The following is a 24,956-nucleotide window of genomic DNA, read 5'->3' on the forward strand; positions in this document are numbered from 1 at the left end:
AAGGAATGTATATGAGTGAAAATATCCCTAACCCTAATCGTTTTATCGAGAATTTTAGGGATGGCACAAGAGTGAACAATGTGTATCTGGTGAAAATGAAGAACACGGCACTCACAAAAAACGGAAAGGAATACCTGAATGTAACCTTGCAGGATAGGACCGGAACAATCGATGCGAAGATCTGGGATCCGTTTTCACCCGGAATTGCCGAGTTCTCTACGCTGGACTATGTCTATGTGGAGGGCAACGTTGCATTGTATAACGGTGTGAATCAGCTAAGTATTCAAAGACTTTCCGTTGCAACGGAAGGAAGTTTCTATCCGGAAGATTTCTTGCCGGTTTCCAAGCGGGACAGGGAGGAAATGAAGAGGGAATTCTATGCTATGATTTCCGCTTTGGAGAATCCATTCTTAAGGAAGCTTTTAGAGAGTATCTTTGTGGAAGATAAGGCTTTTATGCAGGAGTTTTCTTTCCACTCTGCGGCAAAAACCGTGCATCACAGCTATGTGGGCGGCCTTTTGGAGCACACCTTATCCGTGGCCAAACTATGTCAATTTTATGCAGAGCACTATCCTGATTTAAACAAAGATATTTTGGTTTCCGCAGCACTTTGTCATGATATCGGGAAAATGAGGGAGCTCAGTGAATTTCCGAGAAATGATTACTCGGACGAGGGACAGCTTCTTGGTCATATCATGATCGGTTATACCATGCTTTCCGAGAAAATTGCCTTGATTCCCGATTTTCCGAATGCGCTTCGCTCGGAATTTCTGCATTGCATTCTTTCTCATCACGGGGAACTGGAATTCGGCTCTCCGAAGAAGCCGGCTACTATGGAAGCTTTGGCCCTTGCCTTTGCGGACAATACGGATGCCAAACTGCAAACCATGCGGGAGTTTATCGAGCAGGGAGAGAAGTCCGGAAAGGCGAAGGAAGGGAATGGTTGGATCGGATACAATAAGCTCTTGGAGAGCAATGTGAGGAAGAGTATGTTCTAAGCTCCCCTTGTCCACTGCCATGTACTCATAGATGCAATAATAGAAAAAAGTATTATAGTATTTTCATAAAGACGCTCTCGCTCGATTCCGACGCAACGGTACTAAGCATCAAACTTCGCGGTGCTCGTTTTCTGCAAGTACCGGCGTCTCCATACGCTTTATTCCAATACTATCAATACTTTTTTTCTTAAAATACATAAATATTCATTCATGCATTAGAAAGGACATTGCTTTGATTCAGATTTTCTTAGATGAGGCTTTGTTTCCGTTTGAGAGTGATATTCGAGAGCTTTGTAAGGCTTTTTATCCGGGGGAGGATTTTCAGCTGCATACGCCGGAGGGTGTGCGGCTTATGGAGACGACGCAGGAGGAGAAGAATGCCTTAAAGCGTGCGAAAGAGCAAAAGTCTGCCGTGCCCGTAAACAAGAAGAGCTTAAAGCGGAAAGATGCGGAAAAACAAAATCGAATTCTGACAGAGGAGGGGATTTCCGACCCTTCTCTTTTCCGTCTGTCCTTGGATTTACGGGGAGCAGAGCTATCTTTTAGCGGAAAGCGCACAAAGGATAAGTCGATTGTGAAGGCGTATCTTTACCGAATTTTAGAAGAAAAATGCGGGCGGAGTCTTCCTTGGGGGGATTTGACAGGGATTCGTCCGGTCTCTCTTTCCGGGAAGCTCCTGGAGGAGTTGGAAGAATTGACAGAGCCGGAAGAAAATCAGGAAAAGACGGAAGAAGAAGAACGCTTTTATACTGCCCTAAAGGACGAATACTGCTTGGAGGGGGAAAAGGCAGAACTCTTACATTTTCTTGCTATACGAGAAAGGAAGATTTTACAGAGAGCAGAGGAGAAAAGCGGAGTAAAGATAAAAGACGGCTTCAGCATTTACATTCATATTCCCTTTTGCCCGAGTAAATGTGCATACTGCTCCTTTCTTTCTTCCCCGATTGGGCCTTTTTCCGACTGTATTCCGGAGTATCTCGATAAGATTTCCGAAGAGCTGGATTTTGCACTCTATGAAATGGGAGAAAAGCGCGGAAAAACACTGCAAAGCATCTATATCGGCGGAGGAACACCGACTGCCCTTCCTCCGAAAGAATTGGAAGCCTTACTTCTTTTAGTGGAGAAAAAACTGTTGAGCTCGCCGTTTTCCAAGGTACTGGAATACACGGTAGAGGCAGGTAGGCCTGACTCTTTAACGGAGAATAAGCTCGCCCTCTTAAAAGCACACAGCGTGGACCGTATTTCCATTAACCCGCAGACCTTTCGACAGGAAACTTTGGATTTAATCGGAAGAAAGCACAGTGTCGAGTCTGTGGTGGAGCGTTTTTATGAAGCAAGAGCTCTGGACTTTGACAACATTAACATGGATCTCATCCTAGGACTGCCTTCAGAAAGGCTTTCCGATGTGGAGGAGAGCCTTCGAAGGATTCATGCACTTTCTCCGGATAATCTCACAGTACACTCTCTTGCGGTAAAGCGTGCCGCGAAGTTGAAAACGGAGGAAAACAAGTACAGGGGTGCTTATCAGGCAGGGGCGTCTTCCGAGGAATTTCCGCTGGAAAGAGAGTTTACCCTCTCTTATATCCCTTCTTGGAAGAAGAGAGAGAGTCGGAGCGAAATGGAGTGGATGATGCTTTCCGCCATGCAGACCGCAGAGGAACTGTCTTTATTTCCCTATTATCTTTACCGGCAAAAAAATATGGCGGGAAATCTGGAAAATATCGGTTTCAGTAAAGAAGGGAAGGAGTGCCTCTATAATATTTTCATGATGGAAGAAAAGCATACGGTTTTCGGAGTCGGGGCAGGAAGCTCTTCGAAAATTCTCTTCGGAAACGGAAGACTGGAAAGAGTGGATAACGGAAAAGACTTCCGCTCTTACATGGAGCATTTTGCGGAATATCAGGAGAAGAAGCGGAGGGTGCTGGAAGAACTCCGTGTATACAAAGAAAAACAAGATTGACAAAAAAATAACTAGCAATTCATAGGCGTTTAGCCTATACTAACTTCGGGCGGGATATTCTTTCGAAAAGTTATTCTTCGGAATTTCCTGTATTTACTATATGATGAAAGACCTTACCAAAGCATATACGTTTAACGAGTGTCGTGCGTGAATCGTGTGATATCCCGTTTCCGGACTTTGGATAGGGCAAATTAAGGAAATAGAGAAAAAGGGATGAAAGGGAAGGAGAAGAGATGAATATTCAAGAGAGAAAAGTGGGGGTTATCGGCTGCGGTTTTGTGGGATCCAGTTCCGCATTTGCCCTTATGCAAAGCGGTCTTTTTTCAGAAATCGTTTTAAATGATGTAGATAGAGAAAGAGCGGAGGGAGAGGCACTCGACATCAGTCACGGGCTTCCTTTTGCTAAGCCCATGAAGATTTATGCAGGAGACTATGATGATCTCATGGACTGCTCCATAATTGTAATCACTGCCGGTGCGGGACAGAAGCCGGGAGAAACAAGACTCGACCTGGTAAAGAAAAATGTAGGGATTTTTAAGAGCATTATTCCGGAGATTGCCAAGAGAAAGTATGAGGGAATATTGCTCATTGTGGCAAATCCCGTGGACATTTTAACCTATGCGGCGGTAAAACTCAGCGGCTTTCCGGAGAACAGAGTCTTCGGTTCCGGAACGGTACTCGATACAGCAAGACTGAAGTATCTTTTGGGAGAGCATTTATCCATTGATAACCGTTCCGTCCATGCCTTCATTATCGGAGAGCATGGAGACAGTGAGATTGCCGCTTGGAGCAGTGCAAATGTTTCCGGTATTCCTCTAAATGATTTCTGCGAGCTTCGCGGTCACTTGGAGCATGACGCCTCCATGAAACGCATTGCGGAAGATGTAAAAAACAGTGCCTACGAGATTATTGCGAAGAAAAAGGCAACTTATTACGGAATCGCGATGTCCGTTCGAAGAATCTGTGAGGCGATTATCCGTGATGAGAAATCCATCCTTCCCGTTTCCAGCATGCAACATGGAGAGTACGGGATTTCCGATGTCTCCTTAAGCGTTCCTGCGATTGTCGGAAGACAGGGTGTGGAGAGAGTGGTGTCAATTGATTTAAGTGAAGAAGAGAAAGAGGCTCTTCAAGCTTCTGCCGATACCTTAAAGAAGGTTATAGAGGATGCGTTTAGCTAAGTGTATAAATTAAGAAAATAAAAAAGGAAGATGCAGCTTTTGGAGAAGAATCCGCTAGCTGCGTTTTTTGTTCTTAACGGGTATTGTTTGCAAAGTTTGCAATATCTCGTTTAACAAGTAACACAGGTGAAGTCGGAGAGCTTGCCGGCATTCCAAAGCGGTGTAGCAATCAAAAGCATAAAGATTCGTTTTTTCTAAGAGTATAGGATTTGCAATTTCTGTAAACTAATTTTATAGGGCAAGAAAAAAATCATTAAAAAGAGATAATATATATATATATATATGACGAGAATAATAGTAAGTACGACATAGCTTGAAATGAATTTTTCGTTGCATTTTAATTTCTACTGAAAGAGTTCGGGATAGATGAGGAAGGAAACTAAAAGAGTGTATTTTAGAGAGTTAAGGAGGAGAAGATGAAAATAGCAGGAACGGAGTATTTTACCGGAGTATATAACAGAAGGATAGAAGCGAAACTGGGGATTAATCTTAAAAAATCGTATGATAAAGAGATAGAAAAGATTTTGGAAAGAGGACAAAAAGTAGTAGATTCCTTGCTTCTTTCTGATGAAGGGAAGAAACTTTCCGCTGAAAAAGCACAGAAAGGGACAGTGGGTAACGGAGAGGGAAAGAAGGATCATGGTTCAATTGATTTTCCTGAATCCGGCAAGATAGATATGTATGAGATTCTCTTAAGACAGCAGAAAGAGGTGGCGGCAGGGAGAGAAGCAACAGATGAGTTTTGGGAAAATCCGACCAATCAATGGTTGAATTTTACAAAATATTTGGATCAGCACGGTTTTTATGAAAATAGGAGTGATGAGGATGTAAAAAAATTTGAAAATTTGCTTTCGGAAATTACGAATGGGATGGACTTTTTGACCGGTCTTCAGTTTAATACGGGATTTATTGATGTAAGAGGATCATTTCATTCCGGACCAAGACCATATATGTCTAAGGCGGAAGCGATTACTTCTTTAGAAAGTTCTACAAATGCCTTGTCTTATCTTGCGGAAAAATTGCTTCCTGATGATCAAAAAGAAGGATTTAGTAAACTGATAGACTTATATAAAAGTCACAATGAAAAGATAATTGAGGATTACAAAAATCCATTTGAAGGAATGGAAAGAGCGATTGGGCTTAGCATAGAAAAAAGGAAAGATTACTTTGGATCTTCTTTAAAGCCGGTAGAAGAAGCAAAATACCAAAGTATGAAAGCCAAAATCACAAAAACAGATAAAGCGTATAAGGACTATTGGAAAGCCATTTCAGAGGAATTTAGACGATATAATGAGAGTCAGGACGATACTATTTTAAAGTCTGTAAAAGAGATATATCTGAATTTTGTGACGGATAATACGAAGGATGTGAACTTCAGAAATTATATGATGAAGAAGGCTAAAAGTACATTTTCCCATATCGAACATTGCTGGAAGAGAATATTGGAAAAAGCATAGAGGATTTTCAATAATAATATATTTTGTTGAATAATAATATAGATTATGTTATTATTCAATAAAAATGTTATCGAGGTTAAATTCATGGAAATCCTAAATAAGAATATTTTTGGTTTGAACTTTCAAGCTGAGGAAATAAATACTAAAGGGCTTCCTGTGTTTATGACAGCACAGAGAAGCTTTTTTAGAATGTCGTATAAAGAGATAGCCTTTCTTTGTGTGCAGCTTTCGAAAGAAGAGAGGTTTGGAATTGTTGCTCTGGAGAAGCAGTTGTCATTTTTATCTAATAAATATGGCATCCCGGTTGTGTTCGGATTTTCTGCAGTGACTAAATTGCAGCGTGATAAGCTACTTGAAAGGAACATTCCATTTATTACGGATAATGGTCAACTATATTTACCGTTTCTTGGTATGATGCTGAATAATACATTTAAGAAAAAGCAAGAGACGAGACGGGATAAAATGATGCCTGTAACACAACTGCTGTTTCTCTATATGCTTTATAAAAGCAAAGGGCAGGCTGTAATGAAAAAAGATGCTGCGGCTGCTATTGGGGTCACTAGGACTTCTATTACAAGGGCAAGTGAGCAGTTGGTAGCAATGGGGCTTATATCTCAGGAAATACAAGGTAAAGAATACTATATGAGAACTGAAATGTCAGATTTTGCACTTTACAAAAAAGCGAAGCCATATCTAATCAACCCTATTCAACGCATACTGATAACGGAAGCTGATTATAGATATAGCGAATATGTATATTCCGGGGAGTCGGCTCTTTCCAAGGTAACGATGTTAAATGAACCAAAGATTCCGGTTCGGGCTGTATATAAAGCAGATTTTAATGTAGATGGTGTAAAAGAGATTGATCCAAAATGGATAACTGAAGAGAAACCGCTATTTCTTGAACTATGGAAATATAATCCGGCAATGTTTTCAAATGACGGAATTGTGGATCCTATTTCACTGTCAATTTGCTTTGACGGAATTGCAGATGAAAGAATTGAAGGAGCAGTCGAGGAATATTTGGAGGGGTGGATATGGGGACCGAAATAAACAGTTTCATAGAAAAATTCAAGGATTACACGGATTGCTATACGGTAATTGGCGGGACTGCCTGCGATATACTTATGACGGAGGCGGGGACTGATTTTAGGGCGACAAAAGATATTGATATGATTCTGATTATGGAGGCAAGGTACAAGGAGTTTGCTCATATATTCTGGGAGTTTATCAAGGAGGGGGAATATCGCTTCGGCTGGAAAAACAGTGAAAAGGCACATTTCTACAGATTTACTGAACCACGTTCCGGATACCCTGCTATGATAGAACTGTTCTCAAGAGAGCCTGATTATATCAACTATATTCCGGAGGGAATTATTCCGATACATATTGATGAGAATACTTCAAGTTTATCTGCAATTTTACTCAATGATGACTACTATAAATTCATGCTCGCCGGGAGAAGAATTGTTTCAGGTATAAGCGTCCTTGATACGGAGCATCTGATTCCGTTTAAAATGTATGCCTGGCTGGATTTAAAGGACAGGAAAGCAAGAGGTGAACATGTAAATGAAAGAGATTTGAAAAAACATAAATATGATGTATTTCGGCTTCTTCAGATAGCTCGTAGAAATAATAAAATCAAAACAAATGGTATTGTGTATGAAGACATAATCAGATTTATGGAAGAAATTAGAATGGAGAATATTCCATTTGCACAGTTGTTCTTACCGTTTGAAATGGAGGAAGCACTAGCCTATCTGAGAGAAATATACATATGATTGTTATTCCGTAAGATTTTTTTGCTTGACAGCTCTTGTACTTCCGTGTAAAATCCGTTCTCAACAACTGAATATTGTAAACCGTTGAGGTGGAGATAACGGCAACGATGCCTTTACAGAGAACCCGCGATGCTGAGAATCGGGTAAGAAACAAATTGTCAAATGGACCACTGAGGGTGCAGGGAAACGGATTTTTCCGGAGTATTCTGCAACGTGTAGGGATACGTGAGTTCCCGGGGATATGTTGGTATCCTGCTAAGCGGCGCAGCGTAAGCTGTGAATCAAGGTGGCACCGCGGATAGATTATTTGTTTATTCGTCCTTGGCAAAGAAACTTTCTTTGCCGGGGACTTTTTGTATTTACCGAGACATAAAAGTCTAAGATGTTCTGTAAGCTTGCTTACAAAGAACATCGTAAACTTTTCCGGATCGCCCCTGACATGAGCACGAAGAAGCACGCAGAGCTTTGGGAGTGCGAATGTCAGGCAGGAATCGTAAAAGCACGAAGTGTGACGATTCCGTAAATACTATCATCTCCTTGGTAAAGAACATCACATTTACCGACCCCGGAAAAAAGGCGGGGAAGAAAAAGGAGGAAAGAACGATGCAGCTGAACAATGTGGATTTTGAGACTTATTTAAAGAACTATCCGGATGCAAACGGCTATTTTGGAAAGTACGGCGGAGCGTATATCCCCGAGGAATTAAAGAAGGCGATGGAGGAAATCGACCACGCCTACCGCACCATTTCCAAGTCCAGAAAGTTTATTGCGGAGTTAAGAAGAATCCGTAAGGAGTTCCAGGGTAGACCGACTCCTATTTCTCACTTGGAGAGACTCTCCGAGAAAATCAATACCGGTGTACAGCTTTATGTAAAGCGTGAGGACTTAAATCATACCGGTGCCCACAAGTTAAACCACTGCATGGGTGAGGTGCTTCTTGCGAAATACATGGGAAAGAAGAAGGTTATTGCAGAGACCGGTGCCGGACAGCACGGTGTGGCTTTGGCTACCGCAGCAGCATACTTCGGCATGGAGTGCGACATTTACATGGGTGCGGTAGACATCAAGAAGCAGGCACCGAATGTAGCCAGAATGAAGATTCTCGGTGCAAGAGTAGTAGAAGTAAATGATGGCCTTGCCACGCTGAAAGAGGCAGTGGATGCCGCATTCCTCGCGTACATGAAGGAATACAAGGATGCCATTTACTGCATCGGCTCCGTAGTGGGACCGCACCCCTTCCCCATGATGGTGAGAGATTTCCAGAGTGTAGTGGGAATCGAGGCAAGAGAGCAGTTCCTTGATATGACCGGAGAGCTTCCGGATGCAATCGTAGCCTGCGTAGGCGGCGGATCGAACGCTATGGGACTTTTCTCCGGATTCCTAAATGATCCGGTGACGATTTACGGCGTAGAACCCTTGGGAAGAGGAACCGCACTCGGAGATCATGCGGCAAGCCTTACTTATGGAGAAGAGGGCATTATGCACGGCTTTAACAGCATTATGTTAAAGGATGAAAAAGGAGAGCCGGCACCGGTATATTCCGTAGCGAGCGGTCTCGATTATCCGTCTTCCGGTCCGGAGCACGCCTTCTTACATGATATCGGAAGAGTAAAATATGATGTGGTAAATGATGACGAGACTATTGATGCATTCTTCACCCTTTCCAGAATGGAAGGCATCATTCCAGCGATAGAAAGCTCCCATGCAGTGGCGTACGGTATGAAGCTCGCAAAGACGATGAATAAGGGCTCCATTCTCATCAACCTCTCCGGAAGAGGAGACAAGGATATGGACTATATCATCGAGAAGTACGGGATCAGAGAGTAAGAAGAGAAATATAGGAATGAAGCTCGAACGGTAAGTATAGAGCTTCGAATAAAGAGACTGTAAAATATTAAAAGCACTTTATGCTATGCAGGTTCACTGCGAGACACGCTCTCGCTAACCTCGCCTGACTGAGCAGTGGCTTTGTTAACCACTGCTCACTTTGCTTCGCAAAGCAAATTCCTTCGGAAGTTGGTCTCGTACAGGACAACTTTTCTGATGAAAAGTTTGTCCTTACGTAGGGGATACTAAGCGAAAAACTGCATTTCATTTGTTTTTCGCAAGTACCCACGGGCTCAGATTGTCCCACAGCAAACCTGCATAGCAATAAATAGCATTGCTTTAATTTTACAGTCTCTTTTTTATTCATAACGACTATCGCTTGTAAAGCGTGCGATCTCTCGTTAAAAACCGATTGCATAAATTCTATAGTTTTGACTTTTTATCTATTCCTCTTTAGCTTGTGGTGCATGATTTTTTTCTAAGTTAGAAAAAAAGCTATTGACTATAACGTAATGTAATAGTTTATAGTCTTCCTTGTTAGGAGGTGCCTAGATGTATTTGATCAAATATGTTAGTGAAATTAGTGGTGTATCGGTGCGCACTTTACATCATTATGATGAGATTGGTTTGCTGTCTCCTCAAAAAAAAGAAAATGGTTACAGGTATTATACCGAAGAGGATATGACATTCCTGCAAATGATATTGTTCTATAAATACCTGGGATTTTCCTTAAAGACGATAAAAGAATTGTTAAAAAAGGGGGATGGGGAAGTACTATATCATCTAAAGGCTCAGCTCAAATTAATGCAAAAAGAAAAACAAAAACTCCTAACTTTGATAGAAACATTGGAAAAGACAATAGAATCAAAAGAAAGGAAGGTTTCCATGTCAACAAAAGAGAAATTTAAAGGGTTTAGCTATCAAGATAATCAAAAATATAAGCAGGCTGCTATAGACCTCTATGGTCGAGAAGTGATTGAAGAGGCGATCCAAAAGCAAAAGGGAAAAGAACAAGAATTAACCAATGGATTTAATAGAATATTCTTTGCTTTTTCTGAAAATAAGTCAAATGGATTGAGTGCCACAGCGCAAGAAAATATACAATTAGCGGAAGAACTATATAAACATTTATGTAGATATGCATTTGACTGCCCGATGGATGTATTTTCAAGCATCGCTTATGGGTATGTTCAGAATAAAGAATTCAAAAACAACTTAGATCAGTTTGGGGATGGAACAGCACAATATGTATGCGATGCCGTCCAACAATATGTAAAAGAGCAATAGGATTAAAAACTCCTTTTCACTCCTTCAAATTGCGGCACTCCTCTTGAAGAATAAATACGGTATAATACTCTATAGATTAGGAAAAGAATAGCTGACTTTAAGATACAGGAAAAAAGGAATGTAAAACTTTGATTACATACGACAGGAATAAAAGGAAAGCGATGATGGCTCGTACACAAACAACACAATCAACACACAACTTTATTCTTCTCTTGCTAGCGGACTTCATCTCCTCCTTTGGCTCCGGCATGAGCAATGTTGCTCTGACCTTATTTATCTATGGAAATACGAAAAACCTGATGAGCTCGGCGCTTTTTGCGGTTGTTACACTATTGCCTGAGCTTCTGCTTGCTCCTTTTCTTGGTAAAATGAAATTCCATGGCAGCTTTCGCTTTATTTTTGCTCTGGGGGAATTCTTATGTGTCATTCCCATGTGTATTTTGCTTTTTATCGATAATGTACTGTTAATCTATCTTGTATTCTTCCTATATTCCGCGATTTTCTTTATTTTGGAGTGCTTAAGAGCGGAATATTTAAAGCGGATTACGAAGGATGAAGACATGCAGAAGCGACAGAGTGCATCAAGAACGGTAAATATCCTCGTGACCGTTGTGAGTCCCCTCGTGGGAGCCGCGATTCTTACGAGTTTTGGGGTAAAGAGTATTTATATTTTGGACATTGTAAGCTATATTCTGGCAGCCCTGATCATCCTCTTCTTAAAGGGGATGGAAAAGCCGTCGCCTCCGGAAATGACTCGTACCGGGGGGACAGATATCATAGGAAGTATCCGAAAGAACAAAGAACTCTTTACAGGCTGCCTCATTTTATGCTTTGTAGGCGGTGCAGTTTCCATTTTGACCTTGGAATATATCTATAAAGTGCTGCATGCCGATGCTATGCAATATTCCATGCTCATGTCCGCTATGGCATTCGGAGGGCTAGTAGGAAGTATCATAGGAGGGATGCCCTTTACACAGATTCATCTTAGGAAAGTATCTTTTATTTGTACAATGATGATGGGAGGGCTCCTTTTGGCTGTTGTTCTAAAGCCTGTTTTTGGGATGTTACTCGTTATCCTGCTGTTCAGCGGTATACTCAGTGCGCTTGTTATGCTTTATTATTCGGTAGAATTGTTTAACAGGAGTGTGGAGGGAGAAATTCGGGGACAGTATGCCATCTTTCAAAATATCTCGGATGCCTCTTCGTTAGTGTCTAAACCTTTTGGCGGAATGTTGAATCAGCTGGCAGGCTGCGTGAGAGCAATCTCTTCCCTGGGAATCGTTTTTCTTCTTTTTGGTATGTACTCCTTTATGAAAAATATTGAATTCAACGAGAATGGAGAGCACTAAAACATAATGTGTAGTGAAAAATACCACAAAGCGATGAAAAACAAGGCTTTGTGGTATTTTTTAGAAATTTATTTGTTAACAGTACATTTCTTCTATAGAAATCAGTTTACAGTTTTTGCCCCTGAAAATATCCTGCATAGTATCTCCTCACTTTCTTTTCCAAGAGCAAAAATAGTAAAACATTGATTTTTGTTTGATTGAAATACTTATAGTTAAAATAAATTTAGTTAAATCGATTTCAGTTAAATTGATTTCGGTTAAATTGATTTCGGTAAAATCAATTTCTGTAAAATCTATTTTAGATATAATCTGTGGAAATGCAAGAGTATGATTTAGAAGGAGAGTCCTTTTTCTTTAGATAGGAACTCCTTTTCTTGCACATTTTCCGAACTTTCTATATACTCTACAAAATAAAAAAGAGAGGAGTAAGGAGCTATGGGATTTACACTGTTACATCGATTACCGTCCGCGGAAGAGGTTAGAAAAGAGTATCCCCTGTCAGAAAAGCTTACGGAGATAAAGGCGAAAAGGGACGCTGAAATCAAGGCGATTTTTAAAGGGGAAAGCAAGAAGTTTCTCCTCGTTATCGGTCCCTGCTCCGCGGATCATGAGGATCCTGTCCTCGAGTATTGCCACAGATTAAAGGAAGTGGCAAAGGATGTGGAAGATCGGATTATTATCGTGCCGCGAATTTATACGAATAAACCCAGAACCACGGGGGAGGGCTATAAGGGCATGCTTCATCAGCCGGATCCGGAGAAACGTCCCAACTTAACCGAGGGAATTTATGCAATTCGAAAGCTTCATATGAAGGTTTTGGAAGAGACGGGATTTTCCACCGCAGATGAAATGCTGTATCCGGATAACCTCAGCTATCTTTCCGACATGATGAGCTATGTTGCAGTCGGTGCACGTTCGGTGGAGAACCAACAGCACAGACTCGTGGCGTCCGGAATCGATGTACCGGTAGGCATGAAGAATCCGACCTCGGGAGATCTCGGCGTCATGCTGAACTCCATCTATGCGGGGCAGCACGGCTATGAATTTATTTTCCGAGAATGGGAAGTGAAGACGGACGGAAATCCTTATACCCATGCGATTATGCGAGGTTCACAGAACAAGCACGGGCAAATGCTTGCGAATTATCACTATGAGGACTTAAAGCTACTGCATTCCCTCTATGAGAAGAAGGAGCTTTTGCATCCTGCGGTGATAGTGGATACAAACCATTGCAATTCCGGAAAGAAGTACAAGGAGCAGCTTCGTATTGCGCATGAGGTCATGCATTCCAGAAAATATTCAACGGAATTGGCCCATTTTGTAAAGGGGCTTATGGTAGAGTCTTATCTTTTGGAGGGCTCCGCAAAAGTGGAAGAGCATATTTTGGGAAAATCGATTACCGACCCCTGTATCGGTTGGGACGACACTCTGCGCTTGATTTCCAATATTTACGACTACCAGAGTCAGACGAAGTATTGATTATGTTTCTTGTAAAATAAAACGGAGTGATTAGACGTGGATTGGAATGATGGCTATTTCGGTCTTTTCGTTTTCTTGCACTTTTATTTCTCTTCCTTTATACTTCTAGGAGCTAAAAGGAAGGGGGAGTTATGGGTTTTTCGTTCTTAAATCAATTGCCGACAACGGAAGAGGTAAAGAAGCAGTATCCCTTATCGAAGGAGCTGATAGAGAGAAAGGCGAAGAGAGATGCGGAGATGAAGTCCATATTCAGGGGAGAAAGCAAGAAATTTCTCCTTGTCATAGGACCTTGTTCCGCAGACCATGAGGATCCTGTGCTGGAGTACTGTCATAGGTTAAAAGAAGTGGCCAAGGAAGTGGAAGACCGGATTTTTATAGTGCCAAGGATTTATACGAACAAACCCAGAACCACGGGAGAGGGCTATAAGGGTATGCTTCATCAGCCTGATCCGGAAAAGCGCTCCAACCTTACGGAAGGGATTCTAGCGATTCGTCGTATGCATATCCGGGTACTCGAGGAATGCGGCTTTTCTACAGCGGATGAGATGCTTTACCCCGATAATCATAACTATCTCGATGATGTACTTTCCTATGTTGCAGTTGGGGCGCGCTCTGTGGAAAATCAGCAACACAGGATGGTGGCTTCCGGAGTGGATATCCCGGTAGGTATGAAGAACCCGACTTCAGGTGATCTCGGCGTTATGCTGAATTCCATTTATGCAGGACAGCATGGACACAATTTTATTTACCGGGGATGGGAAGTGGAAACGGCAGGAAATCCCTATACGCATGCCATTATGCGAGGTTCTCAGAGTAAGCATGGGCAGATGATACCGAACTATCACTATGAGGACTTGAAACTGCTTCATTCTTTATATGAGAAGAAAGAGCTACTGAATCCGGTCGTGGTTGTGGATACGAATCATTGCAATTCCGGAAAGAAGTATAAGGAGCAGCTTCGAATTGCCCAGGAAATCATGCATTTTCGGAAGTATTCCGAAGAGTTGGCCTATTTTGTGAAGGGGCTTATGGTGGAATCCTATTTAGAAGAAGGTTCTGCAAAGGTGGAAGAGCATATTTTAGGGAAAAGTATTACGGATCCTTGCATTGGTTGGGAAGATACGCTGCGTCTCATTTCGACGGTCTATGAGTATCAGGCGCAGATTCGATAATAGGAAATTTTTGGAGGAAAAAATGGGTGTATACGAGGAATTGCAGGATAGAGGCTTGATTGCGCAGGTTACGGACGAGAAAGAAGTTCGCGAGATGGTAAACAGCGGAAAGGCGATCTTTTATATCGGCTTCGATCCGACTGCGGATTCCCTCCATGTAGGGCATTTCATGGCGCTTTGCCTGATGAAAAGACTGCAGATGGCGGGGAATCGACCGATTGCCTTAATGGGCGGCGGAACGGGAATGATTGGAGACCCTTCCGGAAGAACGGATCTTCGAAAGGTGCTTACCGTAGAGGAAATTGACAGCAACATTGCCTGCTTCAAAGAGCAGATGAGCCGTTTTATCGACTTTTCCGAAGGAAAAGCCATTATGGTCAACAACGGGGACTGGCTTCGAAACTTAAATCTCATGGAGTTTTTACGAGAGGCGGGACCGCATTTCTCCGTAAATGAGATGCTGAGAGCCCGTTGCTATGTGAATCGTCTTGCAAACGGACTTTCCTTCCTGGAATTTTCCTATATGCTCATGCAGGGATATGACTTCTACCGCCTCTATGAGGACTACGGCTGCAATATGGAGTTCGGCGGTGATGACCAGTGGAGCAATATGCTTGCCGGAACGGAACTTATTCGAAAGAAGCTCGGAAAAGATGCCCATGCGATGACCATTACCCTCCTTACCAATAAGGAAGGAAAGAAGATGGGTAAGACCGCAAGCGGTGCGGTTTGGCTGGATCCGAAGAAGACCTCTCCCTACGATTTCTACCAGTATTGGAGAAATGTGGATGATGCTGATGTAGGAAAGTGCCTTCGCCTTCTCACCTTTATTCCGATGGAGGAAATCCGGGAAATGGACAAGTGGGAAGGGGCGGAGCTCAATAAGGCGAAGGCAATTCTTGCCTTCCATTTAACGGAGCTTGTACACGGCACGGAGGAAGCAAAGAAGGCGGAAGAGGCGGCGAAGTCCCTCTTTGCCGGATCCGGTGCTTCTGCGAATGTGCCAAGCTATACTCTTTCGAAGGAAGAATATGCGGACGGCGTGGATGTTTTAACCCTTTTGGTTCTCACGGGTCTTGCGCCTTCCAAGGGAGAGGCAAGAAGAAATGTGCAGCAGGGCGGGGTAAGCTTTGCCGGAGAAAAGGTGACGGATATCGGAAGAGTCTTCAGCCCGGAAGAGCTCTCCAAAGAGCCTCTTTTACAAAAGGGAAAGAAGAGTTTTGTGAAGATAGTATTCTAAACGAGTGAAGATATGATTCTAAGCGAGTGAAGATAGGATTCTAAAAGAATGAAGGTTCTATTCTAAACGGAATACTTGCCTTTCCTGAGTAATAATTATTAAAAATTAATATTCGAAAAAAAGAAAAAATATATAACATCTTCTTACGATATATTTACAATATACCTTATAAGACTTGTACTTACTTGCATACTAAAAAAAATCTAGTTATAATTTTACCGGAGTTGTCGAGAAGGCTACTCCGGTTTTTTATGAAAATGATTCTATACTGAATAGAAATAACAAGAAGTACGATTTTTACCTTTGTTGAAAAGATTATCATTCATATAATCCATGTTTCGGGAGTAGATATGTTTAGAAAAATAGTTTTATCCGTTCTTGCACTGATGGTGTTTTCTTGCGGCCTTATCGCCTATGCAGGAGAAAAGAAAGCAATAGAGATTGATGTTCCTTATGTAGAAGGAAAAGTAAATGATCCTGTTAGTAAGTCTGCAAGAACTGCTTATATCGTTACAGAGAATCCTACCTTGTCCTTTTCTTTGGAAAACGGAAAAAAAGTCGAGGTCATGAGCTATTGCAATGAATACCTGGAGGGGGAAGACAGGGGGATTCGCAACCGTCTGATGGGAAAAACCTTACTGGATGGAGAGAAGTTCACACTCCTTCCGGAAGAAGAATATGAAAGTGCTAAGAACAACGGCAGTTTGTACAACACGGCAGATCGTTGCTATGTACTTCGAATCTACAATGAGGGAACGGAAAACTACGATGAAATATACTTCGGTATTGTAGAAGAAGATATCTTCAAAGACTTCCAGGAGAAGGCAAAAGAAAGAGAGACTTTACTGCAGAAGAGAATCAGAGAGCTTGGACCGGCAGCAGCAAGAAAGAACTAAGATCTCGAAAATCCGTTACATGGAGAAAGAATGCATCTTGGTTTTGACAAGAAAAACTTGAATATGGACTAGGAAGAGCAGAGGGAAAACCTCTGCTTTTTTGTAAGATGCATCTGTGTTGAAGATGGGAATTCATTGTAAAAAAATATAGCTTACGAATTGTAAAAAAATCCGGTTTATGAATCCTCTATACGTTCACTTTGCATTTTGTTAAGATAGAATATAAAGAATAGTTTGATTCCTTTCTATCTAATAGTAAGGAGGCTAAGATTCCAGGAGGTTACCAATGCAAAACTTTGATTATTGTACACCCACAAGACTTATTTTCGGAAAAGGCGTGATTGAAGAGCTTCCGGAAGTAATGAAGCAGTTCGGTAAGAGGATTCTGCTTAGCTACGGAAGCGGAAGCATCAAAAAGATTGGTCTTTATGACAAGGTAAAGGCGCTGTTAAAGGATTATGAGATTTATGAGCTTCCCGACATTCAACCGAATCCGAAATATAATCCCAGTGTGTTGGATGGCGTGAAAATCTGTAAAGACAAGGACATTGATGTCATCCTTGCTGTCGGAGGCGGAAGTGTTTTGGATTGCACGAAGGCCATTGCCGCAGGAGCAAAATATGACGGAGATCCTTGGGATTTGATTACTTATAAAGTGAAGGCGAAGGCCGCCCTTCCGATTGTGGATATTATTACGCTTTCGGCAACGGGAAGTGAATATGATGCAGGCGGAGTGATTTCCAGAACCGAAACCAATGATAAGACGGGGTATAGTGATCCCCTTCTTTACCCTGCGGTTTCCTTTTTGGATCCGACCTATACCTTCACTGTATCTAAGAAGCAAACGGCAGCAGGCTGTGCAGATGCCATGAATCACATTATGGAGCAGTATTTCTGTGAGGACTCCACCCTTTTAAATGACGGTTTTATGGAGGCGGCATTAAAGAGTCTTATGATAAATACAAGAAAGTGTTTGGAGAATCCGGAAGACTACACGGCAAGAGCGGAGATGATGCTTTGCTGCACCTATGGCTGTAACGGCATCTACTCCCTTGGTAACAGTGAGTCCGGCTGGCCTTGCCACGGGATGGAACATGCGCTTTCGGCCTACTATGACATTACTCATGGTGAGGGCTTGGCCATTATTACCCCGAGATGGATGAAGCATATCTTAAATAACAAGACAGTGGATCGCTTTATGAAATATGGGGTAAATGTATTCGGAATCGATGCAAAGCAGGATAAGTTTGCGATTGCGGAGCAGGCTATTGATGCAACCTACAAGTTCTTCGAGTCCATTAACATTCCTATGCATCTTAGAGATGTGGGAATTGATGAGAAGAGAATTGACGAAATGGCAAAGCATGTTGCGGAAAATGAGGGACTGGAAGAAGCTTGGGCACCTCTCCTAGAGAAGGATATTGCAGAGATTTTCAGGGCGTCACTGTAAGAGGCGAAAAGATATAAAGTAAAAAACGCCCTAGGAAGGAAAGTTGGAGGAGATATACAACAGGAGTTGCATAAAGAGGTCAGGAGAAGATTTTATGAAGACATTGATAATTAACGGAAGTCCACGCATCGGGGGCAATACAAGCATTGCCCTCGCGGAGATAATTAAGGTATTTGAGCAGGAAAATATAGAAGTAGAAGTGGTGCAGATTGGAAACAAAGATATACGAGGCTGTATTTCCTGTGGATATTGTTATAAAAATGGAAAATGTGTCTTCAATGACCCTGTAAATGAGCTGGCAGAGAAGTTTGAAGCCGCAGATGCTTTAGTAGTGGCATCCCCGGTTTATTACGCTTCTGCAAATGCCACCCTGATTGCCTGCCTGGACAGACTATTTTATAGCACGCATTTTGATAAGACTATGAAGGTGGGAGCCAGTGTGGTTGTGGCAAGACGAGGCGGTTTATCTGCTACCTTTGATGAATTGAATAAGTATTTTACAATCTCAGGAATGCCGGTGGCCTCCAGCCAATACTGGAACAGCGTGCATGGATGCGAAAAAGGAGAGGCGAAGGAAGATTTGGAAGGCCTGCAAACCATGAGAACTCTGGCCAGAAATATGGCCTTTCTGATGAAGAGCATTGCTCTGGGAAAAGAAAAATACGGTTTACCGGAGCAAGAAGAGGGGGTAGCTACCAATTTTATCCGATAGGGAGAACATTTATCCGTAAGGTATCAATGCTTTGAAATCATTTGGTAATAAATGGAGGAAAACTTGATGATGATGAGTTTTTCTTCGGCCACAGCATCGCAGTTAGCGGCAGCCCTAAGAAAGGGCTATTGTCAGCTAATATTGAGGGATAAGAGAATACAGAGAATAAGAAGAGACAATACCTTCTCGCTACACAAAAAGGATATTGTAGCGAGAAGGTATTGACCTTTTCGCTACTAAATTTTAAAATTATAGCGAACGGGGGTGCTCATATGAACGAAGTAAATATCTTTGATCAATTACTTGAAGAACAGAATGGATATATTCGATTAATTGATGCTCAAAATGAAGGAGTATCAAAATCTGCAGTTCTGGATTATGTCCATAAGAAGGAAATGGAAAAGGTAGCTCCCGGCATATATATCTCGCCTGATGCATGGGAAGATAGACTATATTTGATTCAGCTTAGAAATAGAAAAATTATTTTTTCTCATGAGACAGCTTTGTATATTCATAATCTTTCCGATAGAGAGCCTTTTGCACCGGTAATTACTGTAGAACGAGGCTATAACGCAAAACATCTAAAAGATAAAGGCATTATAGTCCATACGGTAAGACCGGAATGGATAGAGCTTGGCTTGACAGAGGAGAAGACCTTTACCGGTAATACAGTACGAATCTATGATAGAGAGCGCTGTATCTGTGATATTATCAAGAATAAAAATAGAATGGATATTCAAGTATTCCAGATGGCTTTAAGGTCTTATTTTTCAGGTAGTGACAAAAATATCCATAAGCTCATGGAATATGCTCGCATCATGGGAATTTCGGATAAGGTGAGACAATATACAGAGGTATTACTATGATGAAAAGTGCTACAGCTGTAAAGGCAAAGATAAAAAATAAAGCAGGGGGAAGTAGTGACAAATCCCAGATAATGCTAAGAATATATCTGATGGAAAGACTTCTGGAGAGAGTTTCTTTATCACGATATAGAGATAATTTTGTGTTAAAGGGTGGGCTTTTAGTATCTTCTATAGACTGCACTATGGATAAGCTAAAGCAGACCATTAAGATGGATATTTCAACTGGTGACGAGATTACGCCGAAAGCAATAGCGTATTAACTGCCGCTTATTGTTGAGGACAGAACCATTGAGCTGTGGGCGTACAATAATGTAATTTTAGTTGCCGAGCAATACCCAACAGAGAGTATGAAAATGCTCATTTTCAAAAAGGAAGGGATGCGAAAGACAGGGGGAAATATGAAATTAGAATCTTTACAAGAGGAACCAAAACTTGTCTTGACCTATCCTCACAAGTCTAACTTTAATAGGATAGGCTGCTTATCCATGGTAGTATTTTCCTTTATTGTTATCCGGGTACTGAAGCATCTTATGCGTTATCATACTGATTTTTCCGATAAAATGATTATAGCCATTGTGTTGATTGTCGCTCCGCTCCTTGTATGGTTTATGGGATATTATCTCTTCATAAATGGAGTGAAATTAGAAATTTATGAAAACGAAGTTGTTCAATACTATACTTATGGAAGTAGAGGACGGAGTGTATTACATTTTAAATTTAAACTTGATGACATAGAACAAATAAAAACGAAAAATCGTCCGTTTCATTGTCTGAAGATGACCATAAAAGTTAGGAATCCCATTTTTTGTGGTTTGTATGAGAAGAAACTCAATAAGCTGGAGAAGGTAAGCATCATCTTGGATAGAAAAAAAGCGGATTGTTTTATGCAAGAGATAGAACAATTTCACAGAAAGTAAATGAATGATCAAGGTTTAGCGGGAGCTTCATTTTATGCTCCTTATTTATTTATTAAAACTTATATTATGCCGATATAAAATTCAGGCGTATATTGGTGAAAACCATATATATTTTAAGATTTTTACCGATTCATCTGCCATGTAACACAGAAGGTAACATTTTGTTGAAGCTTAGATACGGAGTAATGAATGTGACGTTTTATTTAGTGTATTGTTTTATTCTTAACAAGTGGCTAAGGCGAAGCCTGAGACATCTTGTTAATGGACTTTAGCCAGTATCGGAGCTGACATTTGAAAAATGTTAGCTCTGATACAAAAAACCACCCGCTATGCGGGTGGGAAACACTTGTTATACAAAAATCACCTTTCCTAATACAATAAAGTTGTTCAAGCTATATTGTAGAAAAGGAAGGTGATTTTATGGCGAAGAAAGAATATGCATTGGCACATACGAAATGGATGTGTAAATATCATATTGTCTTCACACCGAAGTATAGGCGAAAAATAATATATTATCAATATAAGTCAGATATTCGGGATATTATCAAGCAGCTCTGCGCCTTTAAAGGAGTGGAGATTATAGAAGGGCATTTAATGCCGGACCATGTACACATTCTGGTTAGTATTCCACCTAAGATTAGCGTTTCTTCTTTTATGGGCTATTTAAAGGGAAAAAGTGCCTTAATGATATTTGATAAACACGCAAATCTTAAATACAAATTTGGAAACAGACATTTTTGGGCCGAAGGCTATTATGTCAGTACAGTAGGTTTAAATGAAGCCACAATAAAAAAGTATATCCAAGATCAAGAAAAACACGATATAGCTTTGGATAAACTAAGTGTTAAAGAATATGAAGACCCTTTTAAGGGTTAAAGTGCAGTAGTACCAATACCCCTTTATGGGGTAGCGACGAGTCAAACGCAATATGGCTTGAATGGAGCTGTGGGAAGGTGCAAAGCAAACTTCCCATAGCCCAAAATGAAAGCCAGCGCCTTTAGACGCTGGCCAGTAGCAGGGGCTTATAGCCCCGAGCAAACCACCCGTTTGACGGGTGGTAGTGATTTAGCGCGTTCTTTCCGGAGTATGTAAGGCTGTTCTGTGCTACGTTTTTATGGTGATGAGAAACGTAGGAGGTAGGAAGAAAAATATGAACAACGTAAAACTCGGAACTGCTTTGTTTGCTGCAACTGTGCTTGTATCTACAAATGCTTTTGCAGGGAATTGGGTGCAGACAGGCAACACTTGGGAGTACCATGATAACGGAAGAAGAACTGCTAACACATGGGTTAAAGCCTCCGATGGACATTCATGGTTCTGGATTAATGATGCCGGAAAAATGTCTGTAAATGAATGGTTTATTCATAACGGACAGTGGTATTTCACTAAGGCAGACGGCATAATGAGCGATAATGAATGGATTCAGTCTCCTCATTCCGGCCGTTGGTATTATCTTAACCAAGGCGGCGCAATGGCGGAAAATCAATGGCTTGATTATAATGGCCGGTGGTACTACCTTGGCAGTGATGGGGGAATGGTTACGAATGGAACGGTGGATGGTTATTATATAGACAGTTCCGGTGTATGGTCTGGTGATAGCAGTAAAATTGTAAATAATGCAAATGCTGCGATATCTTCCGGCGGCGGTTCGGGATTCTCCGGCGGAGGTGGAAGTTCCGGCGGCTCAAGCGGCGGTTCTTCCGGTGGTGGCGGAGGTAGCTTCTCCGGTGGAGGCGGTAGTTCCTCATCTGGTAGCACTTCATCTGGTGGTAGCGGTTCCTACAATGGTTCCAATAGTTCCTCTGACACAGGAAACACAAACTCTAAGTGGAACCCCTTCGACGGAACCTTTCACTTAAGATTTAGCGATAACCTTCAAGAAGCAAACAAGAAAGATGAATGGTCTAACAACAAACTTAGAGAACTACTTTCCAAATGGGACACAAGCAACATGTCCGAACTGGAAAAAGCTATGGTTGCACTTACTGTTACACACAACACAATTGACTATGAAGCTACTGACGACATAGTCCTTAGTTATCCGTGGGTATACACCGACTTTGTATATAAAACACTTAAAGAAGGTACCGGCCAGTGTCACCACTACGTAATCGTATATCAAAGAGCTTGTGAGCTTTTGGGCTTAAAGGCAGTCTACATAAGTGAAAAGGCTTATGACCATTCTGTTGCCGGTGTAGAAATTGACGGCGAATGGTACATGGTTGACCCAACAAACGCAATCTTAAGAGCCGACGGTTCCGACGGCGCAACGGGTGCACTCGACGTAATCCACGACTCACTAATTAACCCAAGCGTTGTAGACTATATCAGACAATACATGACTGACCCGGCGCAGAGCTACCATATCCCGGAATTTGCAAAGCCTCCGATTTCTGCGTTTACAAAGAAAAAGTCTATTACCCCGGAAATGCTTAGAAACGCGCTTTCCAAGGTCTTAACAGGGAAGACCTTAGATGAAATCGCAGCAGATGAAGCTGAAGCTAAGCGTAAAACCTTGGAAGAAATCGAAAAGCGAGAAGAAGCACAACGACTTGTTGACGAAGCCAAAGCGCCGGCATTTGCCGACGAAAAGCGTGCAGAAGGCTGGAGCGTTGTAGTCACATCCTCTGAAGGTGTAAAAACCGATCTCGAAGCACAGGAAAGAAATAGTAACGAACGAAACAGAATCAAAAATGAGAATGTTGAGGCAAACTCTAACCACAAGTTAGAAATCAATGCCAAGAAGTTCGGATACATCTACGTAATCTATTACAGAATAAACAACTAGCCGGTTAGAGCTTAAGTATAAGCACCTGTTCTCATGAATGGGTGCTTGTTTTTTTCTAAGATGATATCCATTAAGAAAAGGATTCCGCTGCTATGAGGGGTAAAAAGAAGAAAATCGACGAAACAGCAAAGCGTGTTGTGGAAATGAGACTCTGGCGAAGTTTTGTATGGTTCCTTATCTTGTGCTATTGAGCTGAAAACTTGAAAATGCTATAATAGCTCGGATTTATTATGAATATGATTTCCTGATTTTTTTGATCAGATTCGAAAAAATACACAATAGAAAATAAGGAGTATACGAAGATATGAAGCTTGGAATTGTCGGTTTACCGAATGTGGGAAAGTCCACTCTTTTTAATGCAATCACGAAGGCAGGTGCGGAGTCGGCAAACTACCCCTTCTGTACAATTGACCCGAATGTGGGGGTGGTGGCTGTTCCGGATGAGCGTCTACAGCTCCTTTCCGACCTTTATCATTCCGAGAAGATTACCCCGGCGGTAATTGAGTTTGTAGATATTGCGGGGCTCGTTAAGGGGGCATCCAAGGGAGAGGGCTTAGGCAATCAGTTCCTTGGAAATATTCGGGAAACCGATGCCATCGTGCACGTGGTTCGTTGCTTTGATGATGACAATGTGATCCATGTGGACGGCTCCGTAGATCCGATTCGAGATATTGAGACGATTGAGCTCGAACTCATTTTCTCCGATCTCGAAGTCTTAGACCGGAGGATGCAGAAGACAAAGAAGCTTGCGAACAACGATAAGGATGCGAAGAAAGAATACGCTCTTCTGGAAAAACTTCATACGCATCTGGAAGAAGGGAAGTTGGCAATCAACTTTGAAGCGGAAGAGGATGACGCGGAGCTTTTAGATAGCCTCGGTCTCCTTACCCGTAAACCGGTGATTTATGCCTGCAATGTAGCGGAGGAGAGCCTTGCCGATGACGGTGCATCGAATCTTTACGTACAAAAGGTAAGAGAGTACGCGAAGAAGAACCATTCCGAAAGCTTTGTGATTTCCGCACAGATTGAGCAGGAGATATCCGAGCTTTCTGATGAGGAAAAGGGAGAGTACCTAGAATCCCTAGGGCTTTCCGAGTCGGGCCTCGATAAGATTGTGCGTGCTTCCTATTCTCTTCTTGGTTTAATGTCCTACCTCACTGCCGGAGAGAAGGAAACCAGAGCGTGGACGATTAAGAAGGGCACCAAGGCACCGCAGGCAGCCGGAAAGATTCACACCGACTTTGAAAGAGGTTTTATCAAGGCGGAAGTGGTAAACTACAAAGATCTTCTGGATAACGGATCGCTTTCCGCGGCAAGAGAAAAGGGGCTTGTGCGCATGGAGGGGAAAGAGTATGTGATGCAGGACGGCGATGTAGTCCTGTTCCGCTTCAATGTATAAACTTGGCTTTTGTAGATAAATTTCCGGGTGGGGTAAAAATTGGGATTCTATCAAGGACCGGACAATTAAATCAGAATTAAAAGGATATCAGTCTGTGAAGGGGCTGTAAAAAAAATCAAAATAATAAAGTGATTTTTGCAATATAGGTCTGAATGTGGGGTAGTCTGAGCCCGTCGGTACTTGCGAAAAACAAGAGA

The 24,956-nt window shown here is 41.9% G+C and carries 21 protein-coding genes; all 21 read left to right on the top strand.

What is annotated here, in order from left to right; all coding sequences use genetic code 11:
- Window positions 1-11 precede the first annotated feature (11 nt).
- The 21 genes from HMPREF9625_RS06800 (at window position 12) to ychF (ending at window position 24,759) form a co-directional block, all read left to right on the top strand.
- A complete protein-coding gene (locus HMPREF9625_RS06800; RefSeq protein ID WP_009533961.1) occupies window positions 12-998 on the top strand; it encodes a 3'-5' exoribonuclease YhaM family protein in 987 nt (328 codons plus the stop codon).
- Window positions 999-1,230: 232 nt separating this feature from the next.
- A complete protein-coding gene (hemZ, locus tag HMPREF9625_RS06805; protein WP_009533962.1) occupies window positions 1,231-2,958 on the top strand; it encodes a coproporphyrinogen dehydrogenase HemZ in 1,728 nt (575 codons plus the stop codon).
- Window positions 2,959-3,191: 233 nt separating this feature from the next.
- Window positions 3,192-4,139, top strand: coding sequence for an L-lactate dehydrogenase (locus HMPREF9625_RS06810; RefSeq protein WP_009533963.1), 948 nt, complete (start codon window positions 3,192-3,194; stop codon window positions 4,137-4,139).
- A gap of 416 nt (window positions 4,140-4,555) precedes the next feature.
- Window positions 4,556-5,596: a hypothetical protein gene (locus HMPREF9625_RS06815; protein ID WP_009533964.1), complete on the top strand. Its 1,041-nt coding sequence runs from the start codon at window positions 4,556-4,558 to the stop codon at window positions 5,594-5,596.
- Window positions 5,597-5,680: 84 nt separating this feature from the next.
- Window positions 5,681-6,649, top strand: a complete 969-nt coding sequence (locus HMPREF9625_RS06820; RefSeq protein ID WP_009533965.1) for a helix-turn-helix domain-containing protein — start codon at window positions 5,681-5,683, stop codon at window positions 6,647-6,649.
- Window positions 6,634-7,377, top strand: a complete 744-nt coding sequence (locus HMPREF9625_RS06825) for a hypothetical protein (protein WP_009533966.1) — start codon at window positions 6,634-6,636, stop codon at window positions 7,375-7,377. The genes HMPREF9625_RS06820 and HMPREF9625_RS06825 overlap by 16 nt, the downstream gene beginning before the upstream one ends.
- A 618-nt stretch (window positions 7,378-7,995) precedes the next feature.
- Window positions 7,996-9,204, top strand: a complete 1,209-nt coding sequence (gene trpB / locus HMPREF9625_RS06830; protein WP_036569171.1) for a tryptophan synthase subunit beta — start codon at window positions 7,996-7,998, stop codon at window positions 9,202-9,204.
- Window positions 9,205-9,756: 552 nt separating this feature from the next.
- Window positions 9,757-10,491 (top strand): MerR family transcriptional regulator, encoded by a 735-nt coding sequence (locus HMPREF9625_RS06840; RefSeq protein WP_009533968.1) that lies wholly within the window; start codon window positions 9,757-9,759, stop codon window positions 10,489-10,491.
- A gap of 164 nt (window positions 10,492-10,655) precedes the next feature.
- On the top strand, window positions 10,656-11,840 hold the full coding sequence (locus HMPREF9625_RS06845) for an MFS transporter (RefSeq protein ID WP_009537959.1): 1,185 nt from the start codon (window positions 10,656-10,658) through the stop codon (window positions 11,838-11,840).
- A 435-nt stretch (window positions 11,841-12,275) separates the two neighbouring features.
- Window positions 12,276-13,319 carry a 3-deoxy-7-phosphoheptulonate synthase gene (locus HMPREF9625_RS06850; RefSeq protein WP_009533970.1) on the top strand — a complete coding sequence of 348 codons (1,044 nt, stop codon included), beginning with the start codon at window positions 12,276-12,278 and terminating at the stop codon, window positions 13,317-13,319.
- Window positions 13,320-13,450: 131 nt separating this feature from the next.
- Window positions 13,451-14,491, top strand: coding sequence for a 3-deoxy-7-phosphoheptulonate synthase (locus tag HMPREF9625_RS06855; protein ID WP_009533971.1), 1,041 nt, complete (start codon window positions 13,451-13,453; stop codon window positions 14,489-14,491).
- Window positions 14,492-14,513: 22 nt separating this feature from the next.
- On the top strand, window positions 14,514-15,731 hold the full coding sequence (tyrS, locus tag HMPREF9625_RS06860; RefSeq protein ID WP_009533972.1) for a tyrosine--tRNA ligase: 1,218 nt from the start codon (window positions 14,514-14,516) through the stop codon (window positions 15,729-15,731).
- A gap of 350 nt (window positions 15,732-16,081) precedes the next feature.
- Window positions 16,082-16,627 (top strand): hypothetical protein, encoded by a 546-nt coding sequence (locus HMPREF9625_RS06865; RefSeq protein ID WP_009533973.1) that lies wholly within the window; start codon window positions 16,082-16,084, stop codon window positions 16,625-16,627.
- A gap of 286 nt (window positions 16,628-16,913) precedes the next feature.
- The gene (locus tag HMPREF9625_RS06870; RefSeq protein WP_009533974.1) at window positions 16,914-18,077 is read left to right on the top strand and encodes an iron-containing alcohol dehydrogenase; all 1,164 of its coding nucleotides are present in this window, start codon (window positions 16,914-16,916) and stop codon (window positions 18,075-18,077) included.
- A gap of 94 nt (window positions 18,078-18,171) precedes the next feature.
- A complete protein-coding gene (locus HMPREF9625_RS06875) occupies window positions 18,172-18,789 on the top strand; it encodes a flavodoxin family protein (RefSeq protein WP_009533975.1) in 618 nt (205 codons plus the stop codon).
- Between the two features lie 272 nt (window positions 18,790-19,061).
- Entirely contained in the window at window positions 19,062-19,655 is a 594-nt protein-coding gene (locus tag HMPREF9625_RS06880; RefSeq protein ID WP_009533977.1) for a type IV toxin-antitoxin system AbiEi family antitoxin domain-containing protein, read from the top strand.
- Complete coding sequence (locus HMPREF9625_RS06885; RefSeq protein ID WP_009533978.1) at window positions 19,652-19,915, top strand: hypothetical protein; 264 nt, start codon at window positions 19,652-19,654, stop codon at window positions 19,913-19,915. Before HMPREF9625_RS06880 ends, HMPREF9625_RS06885 begins: the two co-directional genes overlap by 4 nt.
- A gap of 138 nt (window positions 19,916-20,053) precedes the next feature.
- Window positions 20,054-20,572 carry a hypothetical protein gene (locus tag HMPREF9625_RS06890; RefSeq protein ID WP_009533979.1) on the top strand — a complete coding sequence of 173 codons (519 nt, stop codon included), beginning with the start codon at window positions 20,054-20,056 and terminating at the stop codon, window positions 20,570-20,572.
- A gap of 420 nt (window positions 20,573-20,992) precedes the next feature.
- Window positions 20,993-21,448, top strand: a complete 456-nt coding sequence (gene tnpA / locus HMPREF9625_RS06895) for an IS200/IS605 family transposase (protein ID WP_007156859.1) — start codon at window positions 20,993-20,995, stop codon at window positions 21,446-21,448.
- A 274-nt stretch (window positions 21,449-21,722) separates the two neighbouring features.
- Window positions 21,723-23,360 (top strand): transglutaminase domain-containing protein, encoded by a 1,638-nt coding sequence (locus HMPREF9625_RS06900; RefSeq protein ID WP_009533983.1) that lies wholly within the window; start codon window positions 21,723-21,725, stop codon window positions 23,358-23,360.
- 304 nt (window positions 23,361-23,664) lie between these two features.
- Window positions 23,665-24,759 (top strand): redox-regulated ATPase YchF, encoded by a 1,095-nt coding sequence (gene ychF, locus HMPREF9625_RS06905; protein ID WP_009533984.1) that lies wholly within the window; start codon window positions 23,665-23,667, stop codon window positions 24,757-24,759.
- The last annotated feature ends 197 nt before the right edge of the window (window positions 24,760-24,956 follow it).

Origin of the sequence: Oribacterium parvum ACB1 (assembly GCF_000238055.2) — a bacterium.
GTDB classification, from domain to species: Bacteria; Bacillota; Clostridia; order Lachnospirales; family Lachnospiraceae; genus Oribacterium; species Oribacterium parvum.

What these genes read in the sequence shown, in the direction of transcription:
- HMPREF9625_RS06900 (WP_009533983.1), top strand. Translation starts at nt 21,723, where the DNA reads ATGAACAACGTAAAACTCGGAACTGCTTTGTTTGCTGCAACTGTGCTT.
- HMPREF9625_RS06890 (WP_009533979.1), top strand. Translation starts at nt 20,054, where the DNA reads ATGAAATTAGAATCTTTACAAGAGGAACCAAAACTTGTCTTGACCTAT.
- HMPREF9625_RS06815 (WP_009533964.1), top strand. Translation starts at nt 4,556, where the DNA reads ATGAAAATAGCAGGAACGGAGTATTTTACCGGAGTATATAACAGAAGG.
- HMPREF9625_RS06840 (WP_009533968.1), top strand. Translation starts at nt 9,757, where the DNA reads ATGTATTTGATCAAATATGTTAGTGAAATTAGTGGTGTATCGGTGCGC.
- HMPREF9625_RS06865 (WP_009533973.1), top strand. Translation starts at nt 16,082, where the DNA reads ATGTTTAGAAAAATAGTTTTATCCGTTCTTGCACTGATGGTGTTTTCT.
- HMPREF9625_RS06885 (WP_009533978.1), top strand. Translation starts at nt 19,652, where the DNA reads ATGATGAAAAGTGCTACAGCTGTAAAGGCAAAGATAAAAAATAAAGCA.
- ychF (WP_009533984.1), top strand. Translation starts at nt 23,665, where the DNA reads ATGAAGCTTGGAATTGTCGGTTTACCGAATGTGGGAAAGTCCACTCTT.
- HMPREF9625_RS06820 (WP_009533965.1), top strand. Translation starts at nt 5,681, where the DNA reads ATGGAAATCCTAAATAAGAATATTTTTGGTTTGAACTTTCAAGCTGAG.
- HMPREF9625_RS06810 (WP_009533963.1), top strand. Translation starts at nt 3,192, where the DNA reads ATGAATATTCAAGAGAGAAAAGTGGGGGTTATCGGCTGCGGTTTTGTG.
- HMPREF9625_RS06825 (WP_009533966.1), top strand. Translation starts at nt 6,634, where the DNA reads ATGGGGACCGAAATAAACAGTTTCATAGAAAAATTCAAGGATTACACG.
- HMPREF9625_RS06875 (WP_009533975.1), top strand. Translation starts at nt 18,172, where the DNA reads ATGAAGACATTGATAATTAACGGAAGTCCACGCATCGGGGGCAATACA.
- HMPREF9625_RS06800 (WP_009533961.1), top strand. Translation starts at nt 12, where the DNA reads ATGAGTGAAAATATCCCTAACCCTAATCGTTTTATCGAGAATTTTAGG.
- HMPREF9625_RS06845 (WP_009537959.1), top strand. Translation starts at nt 10,656, where the DNA reads ATGGCTCGTACACAAACAACACAATCAACACACAACTTTATTCTTCTC.
- tyrS (WP_009533972.1), top strand. Translation starts at nt 14,514, where the DNA reads ATGGGTGTATACGAGGAATTGCAGGATAGAGGCTTGATTGCGCAGGTT.
- HMPREF9625_RS06855 (WP_009533971.1), top strand. Translation starts at nt 13,451, where the DNA reads ATGGGTTTTTCGTTCTTAAATCAATTGCCGACAACGGAAGAGGTAAAG.
- HMPREF9625_RS06870 (WP_009533974.1), top strand. Translation starts at nt 16,914, where the DNA reads ATGCAAAACTTTGATTATTGTACACCCACAAGACTTATTTTCGGAAAA.
- HMPREF9625_RS06850 (WP_009533970.1), top strand. Translation starts at nt 12,276, where the DNA reads ATGGGATTTACACTGTTACATCGATTACCGTCCGCGGAAGAGGTTAGA.
- tnpA (WP_007156859.1), top strand. Translation starts at nt 20,993, where the DNA reads ATGGCGAAGAAAGAATATGCATTGGCACATACGAAATGGATGTGTAAA.
- HMPREF9625_RS06880 (WP_009533977.1), top strand. Translation starts at nt 19,062, where the DNA reads ATGAACGAAGTAAATATCTTTGATCAATTACTTGAAGAACAGAATGGA.